Below are 13,965 nucleotides of genomic sequence, written 5' to 3' on the forward strand. Positions count from 1 at the left end.
GGTCCGGTGACCACGCACACGCATCGGGAGCGTATCGCTCGGCAGTCAAGACACGGTCGCGAGTTCTCCGTCAGCCGTCCGTGATGGCACCGAGTTGCTGCAAGAGTCCGTACGTGTCGTCGATCGCCCAGGCCTCGAGAATCTGCCCCTCTTCGACCCTGAAGACGACGATACCAGCAGTTTCGGCTGCGATCCCCGTCGCCTGGACGCCCATGGCCTCCGCCCCGTGAGTTCCGGAAAACCGGTAGCGAACGACGACCCTGTTCGCGGTCGCGATCAGGTCCTCGATTTCGTTTCCGAGGTCCGGAAACGCCTCGTGCCAGTTCGCCCAGGCCCCCCGCAGTTCGTCGACCGAGTAGTCGTCGTCCGACTGGTGGTGGAACACGTAGTCGTCGCTCACCGCGTCGGTGTCGAACGGCCCGAGGTCGCCGTCGTTCCACACTGCCGCGAAGTGGTCCCGGACGAGTCGTTCGTTCCGAGCGGCCGTCTGCGACGGTGGCGAGTTACTAGCGTCAACCGACGAACGCCGTCCCATCAGTCGACGGCAGTCCGAGGGGCGACGCTCCCGTTCCCGCCGAACAGGTTCTCCGGGTCGTACTCGGTCTTCAGGTCGACCAGTCGCTCGTAGTTGTCGCCGAAGCGCCGTTTCGCGGGATCTTCGTTCATGCCCGGGAAGTTGCCGTAGCTCCCCGACGCGACCGGCAGGTCCGAGGCGTCCGCGATCCCGTCGCGGCCCCAGGCCACGTTCGCCTCGTCGTCGGCCGGTTCCTCCCAGTTCGCCTCGAAGGTGAGCATGTACGGCTTGTCGCGGTGCCAGAACGCGGTCGCATCCCGGGGCACCTCCGCGACCGCCCCGCCGAGATGCCAGAGGTCGACCGTCGAGAGCGCCGACGGGGCCGACTCGGTGTACCGACGCATCAGGTCGACGACCTCGTCGGAGACCTTGGTCAGGAAGATGGACTTCCAGTAGTAGCGCAGTCCGTCGGGGTAGTCCTCGTCGAGCATCGACTGCAGGTCGGCGTAGTCCATCGGCCCGCTGAGGTCGGCGATCGGCGTCGCGCCATCCCGGAGCGGGCGAAACACGTCGTCGGCGTCCGCGAGGTCACCGCGGTAGGATCCGAGCATCGCCATGGCGGGTTCGCCCCACGACTCCTCGGGGAACTCCTCCAGGTCGGGGACGTGTGCGGTGAACGCGAGCACGCCGGCCTCGCGCGGCGCGTCCGCGGTCCACTCGAGGTAGCGCTCCATCAGCGCTGCCGTGTCGTCGCCGTGGAACCACTCGAAGAAGGCGTACACCTCGGGGCCGACCTCGTGGAGGTCGAACTCGAAGGAGGTGACCACCCCGAGCGCCCCGCCACCGCCGCGGATCCCCCAGAAGAGGTCCGCGTTCCGATCGGCGCTGGCGGTCCGGACCCGGCCGTCCGCGGTCACGACGTCGACGCTCCGCAGGTTGTCCAGCGCCAGGCCGTACTGCCGGGTCAGGTGGCCGTAGCCGCCGTTGAGCGTCAGTCCGGCGACGCCGGTCTCCGAGACGGCCCCGAGGGGCGTCGCGAGACCGAACAACTGCGTCTCGCGATCGACGTCGCCCAGGGTCGCGCCGCCCTCGACGCGGACCGTTTGTTTCTCGCGGTCGACGCGCACGCCGTTCATCGCGGAGAGGTCGACGACGATGCCACCGTCGCAGATGGCCGTTCCCGCCACGTTGTGGCCGCCGCCGCGGACCGCGAGCGGCAGGTCGTGTTCGCGGGCGAAGTTCACCGCCGCGACGACGTCCGCGGTGCCGTCACAGCGGGCGACGATCGCCGGATACCGATCGATCATGCCGTTCCAGATCCGTCGAACCTCTTCGTACTCCGGGTCCGCCGGGAGAACCACGTCGCCGAAGAAGTCGGCTTCGAACGATCGAACGGCCCCGCCCGGGAGGGAGGCGAGCGCCTTCTCACCTGGTGATTTGCCTACCGATGCCATGAACCAGGTACGCCGTCGACGAGAATAAAGGGGTTATACGATTTACACGACGATCTACGACGCGGATATGACCGGGCGGTGACGCGCCGCGAGCCGGTTCCCGACCTCGAATCCCGGCCCGAGAGGACGAATTTCGGGTGTTTCACGGTTCGGATCATATCTTAATTATTGGTTATGTGAAACTATATCCCCCCGCGTGACCTACGGAGTGTGAGCGACATGGCAGTAACTACTACGCCCGTAGACGACGGTGCAATACGCGGCTTCGGCGAGGGGCTTCACGGCGACCTGCTCCAGCCAGGGGATCCAGACTACGACGAGGCGCGATCGATCTGGAACGGCATGATCGATCGATCGCCGGCACTCATCGTTCGCGCGATGGGGGTGTCGGACGTGATCGGGACGGTGAACTTCGCACGCGAACACGACCAGCTCCTCGCGATTTGCGGCGGCGGCCACAACATCGCCGGAAACGCGGTCTGTGACGACGGTCTGATGCTCGATCTCTCGGCGATGACGGAGGTTCGTGTCGACCCGGACGCACGGACGGCCCGCGTCGGACCGGGAGCGACGCTCGCCGATTTCGATCACGAGACCCAGGCGTTCGGTCTGGCGACCCCGCTCGGAATCAACTCCACGACCGGCGTGGCGGGGCTCACGCTCGGCGGCGGGTTCGGCTGGCTCACTCGCAGGTACGGGATGAGCGTGGACAACCTGCGAAGCGTCGACGTCGTGACTGCGGACGGCGAACTGCGACACGCGAGCGAGGACGAGAACGCGGACCTGTTCTGGGGGATCCGCGGCGGCGGCGGCAACTTCGGCGTCGTCACGTCGTTCGAGTTCGACCTCCACGAGGTCGGACCGGAGGTACTCGCCGGGATGGTCGTCTACCACGGCGCGGACGCGCCGGACGTCATCCGGCACGTGCGGGACTTCAACGAGGCGGCACCGGACGAGTCGACCGTCTGGATGGTCCTGCGCAAGGCACCACCGCTCCCGTTCCTTCCGGAGGACGTCCACGGGGAGGACGTCCTCGTCGTGGTCCCCTTCTACGCCGGTGATATGGCGGACGGCGAGGACGTGCTCGCTCCGATCCGGGAGTACGGCGATCCGATCGCCGATACCGTCGGACCACACGACTACGCGGCGTTCCAGCAAGCGTTCGATCCACTGCTCGAACCGGGTGCACGGAACTACTGGAAGTCACACAACTTCAGTACGGTCTCGGACGACGCCATCGATACCGTGATCGAGTACGCACGAGACCTCCCGTCACCGCAGTCCGAGATCTTCTTCGGGCAGATCGGCGGCGCGATGGGACGGGTCCCGGCGGACGCGACGGCGTTTCCCCACCGCGACGCGGAATACGGGATGAACGTCCACACGCGCTGGGAGGATCCCGCGGACGACGATCGGTGTATCGCCTGGTCCCGGGAGTTCTTCGACGCCATGGCCCCGTACGCGACCGGCGGCGTCTACGTGAACTTCATCAGCGAGCGCGAGGGCGAAGAGAACCTCGCCTACGGAGCGAACCACGATCGGCTGGTCGAACTGAAGACGGAATACGATCCGGAGAACCTGTTCCGGATGAACCAGAACGTCGAGCCGGCGGCGTAACTCCGTTTTTCACGGCTCGTTTGCGGCGTCACTGTTCGAGATCCGAAACGAGCTGCCGATCGGCGTCATCACTACTACCGCGCCGTTCGGCGACGATGTACTGAACCTCGACGACCAGCGGCTCGTCGCTGTGGGGCCTGATCTCCTCGTGAAGCCGATCGGCGAGCCCCGGCTCCGGTCCGGGGTCCTGCCCGGTCACCGTGATGACGATCCGATCGACCGACTGGATCGGGTAGTCGCCGTCGAGTTCGACCTCGACCTCGTCGACCTCGCGGTCGCCGTACGCCGGTTCCGCGAGTACCGTCTCGGCCTCGTCCTCGGCTGCCGACTGGAGTTCGGTCGTGTGGAAATCCAGCAGGGTGACGCTGGCGAGCGGAGCGGTGAGCACCAGCAGCCCAATCCCGAAGATCGCCGCGTAGGTGTACGTCGGCGTCCGGGTCGGCGACACCTCGAACAGCCCCTGCGGCCGATAGCCGGCGATCCACAGCGTGGCCAGCGCGGCGAGGTTGATCGACAGGACGTTCACGATGACGAGTACGCCCGCGCCGATCGCCGCGCCGTACATGCCCCAGGCGACCGTGATCCCGACCGCGGCCGACGGCGGGATCAGCGCCGCGGCGATCATGACGCCGACGATGGCCTCCGAAAACCCTCTCGTGAGGCTCAGGATCCCGGCGATCCCGGCACCGAGTGCCACCGCGAGCGAGAACAGATTGGGTGCGACCCGTTCCTGGAGTTCAGTGGCGACGACGATGTCGACCCCCCCAGGTTCGAGTCCCGCGAGGCGGGCGAGCGCGGCGAGACCGATCGAGGCGAGGATGACCATCATCACGCCGACGACCTGGTAGGAAAAGCCGGTCAACTTGAGTCGATCGTCGCCGGTGACGATCCCGACGCTAGCGGCGAGCGCGGGGCCGAGAAGCGGCGCGATGACCATCGCGCCGATCACGACCGCGGGCGAGTCGGCCAGCAGTCCCGACGTCGCGACGACGGCACTGATGAGCAGCATGACCGCGTAGATCGCGAAGGGCGGCGTGAGTTCGTCGGCTTTCGTGCGAAGCACCTGTCTGGAGGTGCGCGCGCCCGCCTGACTGCCGTGCGTGTACTGGTCCCGGAGCGTCGCGAACTGTTCGGAGATGACCGTCTCGGCGTCGATCACGACGACGCTGGCCTCGTCGCCGATGCCGACCCGCTTCAGGCGATCGAGAAGCGGTTCGACGGCCTGCGTCGGGACCGGAAACCGGACGACCGCGGCGTATCCCCTGCCGCTGGTCTCGTCGCTGACGACGTAGTCGATCCCCTCGTCCTCGAGGATGTCGAGCACGGCCGGTCGCTTCCCCTTCGGGACCGTAATCTCCAGGTAGCGCATATTGGAGCCACAATAGACCCGCAGATAGTATCGTGGGTAGCAATGGACAGGATGTCGTCAACGGTCGGTGCCGACGATTCCGCGGTCGATCGCGTCCGGATCGAGCAACAGAATCGCGTCGTCGGGCGTCTCGTCGTCGGCCTGCCCGGTCCACCACGGGTGGGTTCCGAAGTAGTCGACGTCGTCGATCCCGAGACGATTCTCGAGGAACGGAACCCGAACGAGGATGGAGACCGCACTCAGGGCGCGTAGTAGTACTCGCCCTCGCGCTTCTGCTCTCGATCGAGTTGCGACTCGGGCTTGTTGATCCGGGGCCGGGAGGTGCGCTCGTCGCGGCGGAACGTGACCTCGAGGTTCGCGAGGAATTCGTTCATGCCGTCGCGCATGGGCTGAGGTGCGCTGGCGCGGCCGTTGACCGCAGGTTCGCCGTCGAAGACCATCAAGCGATCGGCGAGCAGGTCGATCGTGTAGATGTCGTGGTCGATGACCATGACGGTCGCATCCTGCTGTTCGGCGTAGCGCCGGATCGCGCTCGTGGCCTGGACCCGCTGTTCGACGTCCAGGTGTGCGGAGGGTTCGTCGAGCAGGTAGAGGTCGGCGGAGTCGGAGAGGCAGGCCGCGATCGCGACCCGCTGGCGCTCCCCGCCGGAGAGATCGGAGAGGTTCTGTTCCATGATCCGCTCTAGCTGCAGGGGCTGGGCAATCTCGGTGTTCCAGTAGGAGGAGCCGAACTGGTCCGTGATCGAGGAGAGGAAGGCGTCAACCCGCATGTGCTGATCGATCGTGACGTACTGGGGCTTGTAGGAGATCTCGAGGTCGAGATCGGCGTCGCCCGCGGTGGGCTCCAGATCGCCGGTCAGCAGCTTCGCGAACGTCGACTTCCCGATCCCGTTGGGGCCGACGATGCCCAGCACTTCGTTCTCGCGGATCTCGCCGCCGTCGACGTCGAGCGTGAACTCGCCGTCGCCGTAGCTCTTGGTGAGGTCGGGATACTCGACGAGGACGTCGCCGTGGGTCGCGGTCCGGGGCGCGTGTTCCTCGAATTCGATCGGGTCCGGCCGGATCCGCATGTTCTCGTTCTCGAGGTAGCCCGAGAGGTACTCGTTGATCCCGTTGCGGACCGACTTGGGTGCCGTGATAACACCGTACGCGCCGGGTTCACCGTAGGCGACGTGGAGCGTGTCCGCGAGCAGGTCGAGAATCGCGAGGTCGTGCTCGACGACGAGCATCGACTTGTCCTCGTCCTCTGCGAGTTCGCGGATCAGCCGCGCCGCGGTCACGCGCTGGCCGATGTCGAGGTAGGGCGTGACCTCGTCGAGGAAGTAGAAGTCCGTGTCGCGGGCCAGCGTCGCGGCGATCGCGACGCGCTGGAGTTCGCCGCCGGAGAGGTCGTCGATCGACTGCTCCATGACGGGACCGATCGAGAGCCGTTCGACGATCGAGTCGAGGGCACCGCGCTCGTCGGTTCGCTCCAGCAGCTGACGGGTGTTGCCGTCGAACTGCTCGGGAATCTGGTCGACGTACTGGGGTTTCCGGGCGACGGTAACCTCGCCGTCGCGGACGTCGGCGATGTAGTCCTGCAGTTCGGTTCCGCGGTAGGCTTCGAGGACCTCGTCCCACCCCGGCGACTCCTCGTGACGACCGAGGTTGGGTTCGAGTTCACCGGCGAGGATACGGACGGCGGTCGTCTTCCCGATCCCGTTCGGACCCAGAATCCCCGTGACCTGCCCTTCCTGTGGTGCGGGAAGTCCGTACAGCGAGAACGCGTTCTCGCCGTAGCGGTGGGCGGGATCGTCCTGGAGTTCCTGGGGGAGGTTGATGATCTCGATCGCGTCGAAGGGACACTTCTCGACGCAGATGCCACAGCTCTCGCCGAGACAGATCTCTTCGGAGATGTGGACCTGGTCGGGCTGGCCCTGGGCGGCCTCCTCGCCCCGGAGCGTGATACACTCCTTGCCCGTCCGGTTCGGCGGGCAGTAGTTCTTGCACTCGTAGCTACACCGATCGGGCTGGCACCGATCGAGATCTACGACGGCGATGCTGTCGTCGGCCATGTCAGCTGCCTGCCCCCGCGCTGAGCAGGATTCCCCACGTCACGAACCACATGGAGAACGTCATGAACGTGACGAAGAGGTAGTGTTTCGGACCCACTTCGTCCTCGTCGTAGATCCCCGACGCGCCGAGCAGCGGGAACTGTACCAGGATCGCGCCTGCGATGAGCATCAGCGCCCGCGTGTCCGTCGCCGCGTCGCTGGAGAGCCCGATCCAGGTCGCGGAGACGAGGGCCGCGCCGACGCCGATCAGCGCGGCGAGGGCCGTCACGCTGATCGAACGGATGTGTTCGCGTCGGTCGCTGATCGATTCGGTCGACATGCACCGAACTCAGTCATCGGCGGTAAAAAGCCGTTCGCATTCTGCATCAGTCCCGTAGCCCCGTTCTACTCCGACCGCCCCGCAGTAACACGCCGCTCGACAGGCACTGGCGTCGACTGCCAGCGTTCGACGACGCCGAAGGCTTCGGTGGCCGATCACCGCGTCCGAGCGCTGTTCGGGTGCTGGCACACGATCGGCGGAAGTGCTGCTGGCTGTCACACTGCGATCGAAGCCAGGGGGCGAGAGCGATAGATCGAAATGTGTATCATTGTCGTTTCTGAAGGATCCGTATGGAAACGCCACTCGTAGTGACCGACTTTCTCGACCAGGCACGGACCTACTACGCCGACGAGACCGCGATCGTCGGCGCCGACGGCGAGCGGTTCACCTACGCCGAGTTCGGCGAGCGCGCCGATCGGTTCGCCGCGGCACTCCAGGAGCGGGGGATCGAGAAGGGCGATCGAGTCGCGGTGCTCGATCCGAACACGCACTACCACCTCGAAGCGGCCTACGGCGCGATGGGGATCGGGGCGATCTTCACGCCGCTGAACTACCGGCTCACGCCCGACGACTACGAGTACATTCTCGCGGACGCCGGCGTCGACGCGATCTACGCCGACTACGAGTACGCCGAGAAGATCGAGGCGATCCGCGACGACGTGCCGACGGAGACGTTCGTCACGAACGACGCCGACGCCGTCGACGGCTCGTGGGAGGAGTTCGACGATGTGCTCGCAGACGCCGGGACCGACTTCGATCGGCCCGAGATGGCCGAGGACGAGATCATCACGATCAACTACACGTCAGGGACCACCGGCGATCCGAAGGGCGTCTGCCGCACCCACCGGACGGAGACGATCCACGCCTACCTGATGTCGATCTACCACGAGATCACCGACGACGACATCTACCTGTGGACGCTGCCGATGTTCCACGTAAACGGCTGGGGGCACATCTACGCGGTGACCGGGATGGGTGCGACCCACGTCTGTACGCGCGGTGTCAACGCCGACGAGGTCGTCTCGTCGATCCGCGAGGAAGACGTCTCCTTCCTCTGTGCCGCACCAGCGGTGCTCAACCAGTTGATCGACTACTACGAAAACAACGACGAGCCCTCGATGAGCGGCGATAATCGGGTCCGGGTGACGACTGCGGGAAGCGCGCCGCCGGAGGCGACCATCCGGGCCGTCGAGGACGAGTTCGGCTGGTACCTCAAGCACCTCTACGGGGCGACCGAGACCGGCCCGCTCATCACGATCTCCGACGCCAAGCGCCTCATCGACGACGAGAACCGCTTCGAGATCAAGAAGCGCCAGGGAATGGGCGTGCTCGGCACCGACGTCCGCGTCGTCGACGAGGACGGGAACGACGTTCCACAGGACGACCAGACCCTGGGCGAGGTCGTCGTCCGCGGCAACCAGGTGATGGATCGCTACTGGAACAAACCCGAGGAGACCGAGGAGGCGTTCTCCGATCGCCTCGAAGGTTACTACCACATGGGCGACCTCGCGACCGTCGACGAGAACGGGATGATCGCGCTCCGCGATCGCAAGAAGGACATCATCATCTCCGGCGGGGAGAACATCTCGAGCATCGAACTCGAGGACACCCTGTTCGATCACGACGCGGTCGCGGACGCGGCGGTGATCCCGGCCCCGAGCGAGGAGTGGGGCGAGACGCCCAAGGCGTTCGTCGTGCCGTCGAACGGCGATCCTGACGATCCCCCGGTCGCGGCCGACGAACTGACGGCGTTCACGCGCGATCGACTCGCGAGTTACAAGGTCGTCCGCCGGATCGAGTACGTCGAGGAACTGCCGAAGACGGCGACCGGCAAGACCCAGAAGTACGAACTGCGCCAGCAGGAGTGGGCGGACGAAGATCGGATGATCGGCGAAGGATAACCGGGGCTGCCGACGGGGAGTCGGGTCTCCCGCCCCTGACTGACTGAGTGGTCAAATATGACAATAATTCGCGCTTCAGACGCCAGATGTGTATTTTTCGCCGGGAGTGGTATAGAAACCTATCCTGGATTACCCTCCCTGTAAGGCTCAACTTTTATACTGCTGGGTGCTTTCGAATCGTAATATGGCAGAGACCGACGGGGAGGAAATCGAAGACTTGCCACCGAGCGCGAAACTGGTCTTCAAAGTTCTCGAGTACGACGGTCCGTTGACGCAGAAACAGATCGTCGAGGAATCGATGCTCTCGGCCCGGACAGTGCGATACGCACTCGAACGCCTGGAGGAAATCGGAATCGTCGACGAGGATATCTACTTTGCGGACGCCCGCCAGAGCCTCTACCGGATCGAGGAACCGGTCGCGGCCGACGGCAACGGCGTCGAGGAGTCCCCGAAGAAAGACGCCTGCTGCGCCGAGTAACGTCGACCAAACGGCAGGATTATTTTCCCGCGGTGACCGTCCCCGTGCATGGACAAGGAGACGATACCACAGTGGGGCTGGCTGCTACTCGGGCTGATTATGGCGTCGACCGTCGCCTCGCTGGTCAACGTGTTCCTGCTCCCGCTGCCGGAGGACTACCAGGTGATCACGATCATCAGCGCCATGTCGCCGGTCCTGATCTACGTGGGCGTCTGGCAGGACGAGGACCGACAACACTACTGGGACAATTCGCGGGAACACATCGTCGGCGACGTGCTATTCGTGGTCAGCGGTGCGGCGCTCGGTTCGGCCATCGCGCTCGTCGTGATCGTCGACCTCGGCCTGTGGGACTTCGCGCGGGACATCATCGCGATGGGCGCTGGGTTCCTGCTCTCGTGGGGGCTGTTCTGGTGGCGCAACCCGGAGGTGTACCGGACGGAATCCGACCGGTAGCGACTGGACTGCGATCGGTTCGCCGTCAACTGTTCCGGGCGCGTCCCCGGTTCGAGTGGCCCGCGGGGCTGCTACGGGCCCGAATCGCTGGTGCGACCGGCGATCCCCGGCGTCGGTGGCAACGCCCGCTTGTGAGCGGTCGCGGCGGACAGCGACGCGACGTCGCGAGCGGTTCCGCGATCGATCCCGCCCGCGTCGGCCGCCGCCTCGATCGACGCACCCTCGTCGACGAGTCGGCGCAACAGGGGGTCGATGACCTCGTAGCTCGCACCGAGTTCCTCCGCGTCGGTCTGGTCGGCCCAGAAGCCGGCGGTCGGTTCCTTGCTGACGATCCGTCGCGGCACGCCGAGCCGTTTCGCGAGCGCCCGGACCTCCGTCTTGTACAGATCGCCGATCGGGTAGGCGTCGGCCGCGCCGTCGCCGTACTTGGTGAAGTAGCCGAGCAGCAACTCCGATCGGTTCGCGGTGCCGAGCACCAGGCGGGACCGGCGGTTCGCCGCGTAGTACGCACAGCACATCCGCAATCGAGCGACGACGTTCCCGATCGCGTAGTTGCGCTCGTGCGGTCGATCGCTCTCCACTCTCGCCACCGGAGACTCGAGGTCCCTCGCGGCCGTCTCCTCGAAGGCCTCGAGCAGCGGTCGCAACTGGATCTCGCTGAACTCGATGCCCAGTCCGTCCGCGATGGTCCGGGCCTCGCTGGTACCGGCCTCGTCGGCCTTGTGACAGGGCAGTCCGAGTCCGAGGACGCGATCGCCGCCGAGCGCCTCGACGGCCAGTACGGTCGTCACGGTCGAGTCGATTCCGCCGCTCATCGCGACGATGACGCCGGTCGCGTCCGCGTCCGAAACGATGTCACGGATATCCGATCGGATCGACCGTCGAACCGCCTCGAGTTCCGCCTTGCCCGTGATGAACGACCCGGTTCGTGCCCGATCCTCGGCGGCAGTGCGCAGACGATCGTTCGTAACGATATCGGCAGTCATGTGATCCAGACCACAACCATTTCACGATATATCGAAACGTGTGTCCCCATAAGTGCGTTTTCCTTAAACAAATATAGGTCGTATCCATTCTGGTGAAACGATCGCCGATCGATACCTCAACGTCCGGACTCGCGAAGCGGTGGGTGCTCGAGCGACCTCGCCAGGTCCGCGTTTTCAGGCCGACTTCGACGCGAGATGCCGGCTGAGCAGGTAGACGACGCCGGAACTGATCGCCGCTGCCGTGCCGACTGCGATCACGGGGACCGAGACGCCAGTCTGTCCGTACGGGTTTCGCGGGGCGGCCACGATGACCGCTTCGAACGTCTCGCTGCCGACGTGGCCGAGCAAGAAGAATCCGACCGTGAGCAAGATGGCGAACCCCCCGGTCGCCAGCCCGAACATCGACGCGACGTCCTCGACGTTCAGTAACGTGTGCGCCTGTGACTCCGAGAGCTGTGGTTCGCGGCTCCGGCGAGCGATCGCCACCGCGACGAGACACGTCGCGGTTCCCAGCTGGATCCCGCCGGCGCACACGCCGACCCAGAGGACGAGCGGCGACGCCCACAGTGGCTCGCCGCCCGGGAAGGCTGCTCGTACCGAAGACGGATAGGTGGCGGTGATCGGCACGACGAGCGCGAGCGCGAGTAACAGACCGCTCTGGTAGACGAGCTTTTGCGGAATCCGTGGCTTGATCAGCGCGTATCGCTCCACTCGAAGTCGTTCGTACGTCGACTCGCCGAGGAGTGCGTCCGCGATCGGATCGTCCGGGTCAGTCGAGGTCATCGGTTCGAAAGCGTGATCGGCCGTCGGGTCAGGTGGCCGAACACGGGGCATCGAAATATACACTCCGGTTTCGCGTCCGGAGTCAAAATTCCGGACATACACTCCTGACTGGTGGTTATCTTCGTTAGGGTTAACCGGTATATTTTGTACGTCGCTACCTTCGGGTATGACCGTAGCAGTCGGTCCAGAATCCCTGTGGCTGTGGATCGGAACGATCGGAATGACCCTCGGAACCCTGTACTTCATCGGTCAGGGGCGCGGCGTTCGCGACCCGAAGATGCAGGAGTTCTACATCGTCACGATCTTCATCACGACGATCGCCGCGGCGATGTATTTCGCGATGGCGACGGGCTTTGGCGTCACCGAGGTGATGGTCGGCGACGAGGCGCTCACGATCTACTGGGCGCGGTACGCCGACTGGCTCTTCACGACACCGCTCCTGTTGCTCGACCTCTCGCTGCTGGCCGGCGCGAACCGAAACACGATCGCGACGCTGATCGGTCTGGACGTCTTCATGATCGGGACCGGCGCGATCGCGACGTTCGCGGCGACCCCCGGCACCCGGATCGCGTGGTGGGGTATCAGCACCGGCGCCCTGCTCGCGTTGCTGTACGTCCTCGTCGGGACCCTCTCGAAGAACGCGCGCGACCGGTCTCCTGAGGCCGCGTCGCTGTTCGGCACCCTTCGCAACCTGGTCATCGTGCTGTGGCTCCTCTACCCAGTGGTCTGGATCCTCGGCACCGAAGGGACGTTCGGCATCCTCCCGCTGTACTGGGAGACGGCCGCGTTCATGGTGCTCGACCTCTCGGCGAAGGTCGGCTTCGGGGTGGTCCTGCTCCGGAGCCGCTCCGTCCTGAAACGGGCCGTCACGCCGTCCGCCGCGGCCGCGTGACGAATTCCGCATCGCTCGCTCGAACCCGATCGAGTGCGACGCCGCGTCTCGCTCGTCTCTCGTCGCCACCGCGGCTCTCACCGATCGCTGATCGCTCAACGCCCGTGAGTATCTGTATCGGCACGGACACCCGTTTATGTGTAATGATGCTGAAGTAACCTGTACGCATGCAGTCACTAGCCGCGTTCGCGTTCGGCGTACGAACTCACGTCCTCCAAAACGGCCCGACCGACGCGGAACTGTTCGAGTACGTCTTCAGTGGTGACAACACCGTACTCGCGCTGTCGTTCGTCGTCAACATCGTCCTCGCCGGACTCACGATCCTCGGAATCGCCTATCTCGGACGGAACCTCACCGATCCGCGATCGAAGGCGATCGCGACCGCGCTGATGCTGATCTCGGTCGTTTCGATCTCGAGTTACACCGGACTCACGTCGGGGCTGACGCTGGGCGTCGTCGAGATGCCGGCGGGCCACCCGGCGGCGGGTGCGACGACGGCCGGCCAGGACGGCGTGCTGGTGATGTGGGGTCGGTACCTCACGTGGACCTTTTCCACGCCGTTCATCCTGATCGCGCTCGGGATGATCGCCGGGTCGAACTGGCCGAAGATCCTCACGACCTGTGCGTTCACGATCGCGATGTGTGTCACCGGCCTGGCGGCCGCCCTGACGACGTCCTCGCTGGTGCTGCGCTGGTGGTGGTTCGTCCTGGGGTCGATCTTCTTCCTCGTGATCGTGTACGTCATCCTCGTCGACTGGACCGCGGAGGCCGAGCGGGCGGGAACGACGGACCTGTTCCGGACGCTCAAACTCCTCACCGTCGTCGGCTGGTTCGGCTACCCGATCCTCTGGGCGCTCGGCGTCGAAGGGTTCGCGATCCTGGACGTCGCGATCACCTCGTGGGGCTACAGCATCCTCGACGTTATCACGAAGTACGTCGTGACGTTCCTCGCCATGTTCTACGTCGTCGACGAACCGGATTCGATCACCGGTGGTGCGGACTACGGTGCCACCATGCCAGGGCTCGCGTCGACGGACGACTGACCGAACCGGTCCCGGTCCAGCGCTCGTACTGGTGCCGACCTGCGGCCTCGTGTCCCGATCGTCCCTAACCAGTTTGGATTCGGGGCTTTGCCGGCGCTGGCC

The 13,965-nt window shown here is 65.3% G+C and carries 14 protein-coding genes; 7 read left to right on the forward strand and 7 right to left on the reverse strand.

The features are described 5' to 3' along the window. Positions 1-70: 70 nt before the first annotated feature. Both MUG98_RS19190 and MUG98_RS19195 read right to left on the reverse strand, forming a co-directional pair. Entirely contained in the window at positions 71-535 is a 465-nt protein-coding gene (locus MUG98_RS19190; RefSeq protein WP_265109027.1) for an ester cyclase, read from the reverse strand. Continuing rightward, positions 535-1,968, reverse strand: a complete 1,434-nt coding sequence (locus tag MUG98_RS19195; RefSeq protein ID WP_265109028.1) for an FAD-binding oxidoreductase — start codon at positions 1,966-1,968, stop codon at positions 535-537. Before MUG98_RS19195 ends, MUG98_RS19190 begins: the two co-directional genes overlap by 1 nt. 219 nt (positions 1,969-2,187) lie before the next feature. Here MUG98_RS19195 and MUG98_RS19200 point away from each other — a divergent pair, with 219 nt between their 5' ends. Continuing rightward, the gene (locus tag MUG98_RS19200) at positions 2,188-3,585 is read left to right on the forward strand and encodes an FAD-binding oxidoreductase (protein WP_265109029.1); all 1,398 of its coding nucleotides are present in this window, start codon (positions 2,188-2,190) and stop codon (positions 3,583-3,585) included. A 28-nt stretch (positions 3,586-3,613) separates the two neighbouring features. Here MUG98_RS19200 and MUG98_RS19205 read toward each other — a convergent pair whose 3' ends face one another. Further along, positions 3,614-4,954: a TIGR00341 family protein gene (locus tag MUG98_RS19205; protein WP_265109030.1), complete on the reverse strand. Its 1,341-nt coding sequence runs from the start codon at positions 4,952-4,954 to the stop codon at positions 3,614-3,616. Between the two features lie 42 nt (positions 4,955-4,996). Here MUG98_RS19205 and MUG98_RS19210 point away from each other — a divergent pair, with 42 nt between their 5' ends. Next, entirely contained in the window at positions 4,997-5,206 is a 210-nt protein-coding gene (locus MUG98_RS19210) for a hypothetical protein (RefSeq protein WP_265109031.1), read from the forward strand. Here MUG98_RS19210 and MUG98_RS19215 read toward each other — a convergent pair. Both MUG98_RS19215 and MUG98_RS19220 read right to left on the reverse strand, forming a co-directional pair. Beyond that, positions 5,194-7,008 carry a ribosome biogenesis/translation initiation ATPase RLI gene (locus MUG98_RS19215; RefSeq protein ID WP_265109032.1) on the reverse strand — a complete coding sequence of 605 codons (1,815 nt, stop codon included), beginning with the start codon at positions 7,006-7,008 and terminating at the stop codon, positions 5,194-5,196. The genes MUG98_RS19210 and MUG98_RS19215 overlap by 13 nt on opposite strands. Position 7,009: 1 nt before the next feature. Further along, positions 7,010-7,327, reverse strand: a complete 318-nt coding sequence (locus tag MUG98_RS19220) for an EMC6-like membrane protein (protein WP_265109033.1) — start codon at positions 7,325-7,327, stop codon at positions 7,010-7,012. A gap of 290 nt (positions 7,328-7,617) precedes the next feature. Between MUG98_RS19220 and MUG98_RS19225 the strand changes: the two genes are divergently transcribed. From MUG98_RS19225 to MUG98_RS19235, 3 genes are all read left to right on the forward strand, one after another. Next, positions 7,618-9,228, forward strand: coding sequence for a long-chain-fatty-acid--CoA ligase (locus tag MUG98_RS19225; protein ID WP_265109034.1), 1,611 nt, complete (start codon positions 7,618-7,620; stop codon positions 9,226-9,228). 184 nt (positions 9,229-9,412) lie between these two features. Beyond that, positions 9,413-9,706: a winged helix-turn-helix transcriptional regulator gene (locus MUG98_RS19230; protein WP_265109035.1), complete on the forward strand. Its 294-nt coding sequence runs from the start codon at positions 9,413-9,415 to the stop codon at positions 9,704-9,706. A gap of 48 nt (positions 9,707-9,754) precedes the next feature. Then, a complete protein-coding gene (locus MUG98_RS19235) occupies positions 9,755-10,159 on the forward strand; it encodes a hypothetical protein (RefSeq protein ID WP_265109036.1) in 405 nt (134 codons plus the stop codon). Between the two features lie 71 nt (positions 10,160-10,230). Here MUG98_RS19235 and MUG98_RS19240 read toward each other — a convergent pair whose 3' ends face one another. Together MUG98_RS19240 and MUG98_RS19245 are read right to left on the reverse strand one after the other, a co-directional pair. Further along, on the reverse strand, positions 10,231-11,145 hold the full coding sequence (locus tag MUG98_RS19240) for an NAD+ synthase (RefSeq protein ID WP_265109037.1): 915 nt from the start codon (positions 11,143-11,145) through the stop codon (positions 10,231-10,233). Between the two features lie 174 nt (positions 11,146-11,319). Then, on the reverse strand, positions 11,320-11,928 hold the full coding sequence (locus MUG98_RS19245; protein ID WP_265109038.1) for a hypothetical protein: 609 nt from the start codon (positions 11,926-11,928) through the stop codon (positions 11,320-11,322). A gap of 220 nt (positions 11,929-12,148) precedes the next feature. On the opposite strand from MUG98_RS19245, the gene MUG98_RS19250 reads away from it, so the two are divergent. Continuing rightward, positions 12,149-12,820: a bacteriorhodopsin gene (locus MUG98_RS19250; protein ID WP_265112490.1), complete on the forward strand. Its 672-nt coding sequence runs from the start codon at positions 12,149-12,151 to the stop codon at positions 12,818-12,820. A gap of 167 nt (positions 12,821-12,987) precedes the next feature. Then, positions 12,988-13,863, forward strand: coding sequence for a bacteriorhodopsin (locus tag MUG98_RS19255; protein ID WP_265109039.1), 876 nt, complete (start codon positions 12,988-12,990; stop codon positions 13,861-13,863). The last annotated feature ends 102 nt before the right edge of the window (positions 13,864-13,965 follow it).

It is taken from the genome of Halosolutus halophilus (assembly GCF_022869805.1).
Taxonomy (GTDB): Archaea; Halobacteriota; Halobacteria; order Halobacteriales; family Natrialbaceae; genus Halosolutus; species Halosolutus halophilus.

Bases quoted from the DNA above. Each gene is read 5' to 3' on its own strand.
- MUG98_RS19190 (WP_265109027.1), bottom strand. From the start codon at position 535: ATGGGACGGCGTTCGTCGGTTGACGCTAGTAACTCGCCACCGTCGCAG.
- MUG98_RS19195 (WP_265109028.1), bottom strand. From the start codon at position 1,968: ATGGCATCGGTAGGCAAATCACCAGGTGAGAAGGCGCTCGCCTCCCTC.
- MUG98_RS19200 (WP_265109029.1), top strand. From the start codon at position 2,188: ATGGCAGTAACTACTACGCCCGTAGACGACGGTGCAATACGCGGCTTC.
- MUG98_RS19205 (WP_265109030.1), bottom strand. From the start codon at position 4,954: ATGCGCTACCTGGAGATTACGGTCCCGAAGGGGAAGCGACCGGCCGTG.
- MUG98_RS19210 (WP_265109031.1), top strand. From the start codon at position 4,997: ATGGACAGGATGTCGTCAACGGTCGGTGCCGACGATTCCGCGGTCGAT.
- MUG98_RS19215 (WP_265109032.1), bottom strand. From the start codon at position 7,008: ATGGCCGACGACAGCATCGCCGTCGTAGATCTCGATCGGTGCCAGCCC.
- MUG98_RS19220 (WP_265109033.1), bottom strand. From the start codon at position 7,327: ATGTCGACCGAATCGATCAGCGACCGACGCGAACACATCCGTTCGATC.
- MUG98_RS19225 (WP_265109034.1), top strand. From the start codon at position 7,618: ATGGAAACGCCACTCGTAGTGACCGACTTTCTCGACCAGGCACGGACC.
- MUG98_RS19230 (WP_265109035.1), top strand. From the start codon at position 9,413: ATGGCAGAGACCGACGGGGAGGAAATCGAAGACTTGCCACCGAGCGCG.
- MUG98_RS19235 (WP_265109036.1), top strand. From the start codon at position 9,755: ATGGACAAGGAGACGATACCACAGTGGGGCTGGCTGCTACTCGGGCTG.
- MUG98_RS19240 (WP_265109037.1), bottom strand. From the start codon at position 11,145: ATGACTGCCGATATCGTTACGAACGATCGTCTGCGCACTGCCGCCGAG.
- MUG98_RS19245 (WP_265109038.1), bottom strand. From the start codon at position 11,928: ATGACCTCGACTGACCCGGACGATCCGATCGCGGACGCACTCCTCGGC.
- MUG98_RS19250 (WP_265112490.1), top strand. From the start codon at position 12,149: ATGACCCTCGGAACCCTGTACTTCATCGGTCAGGGGCGCGGCGTTCGC.
- MUG98_RS19255 (WP_265109039.1), top strand. From the start codon at position 12,988: ATGCAGTCACTAGCCGCGTTCGCGTTCGGCGTACGAACTCACGTCCTC.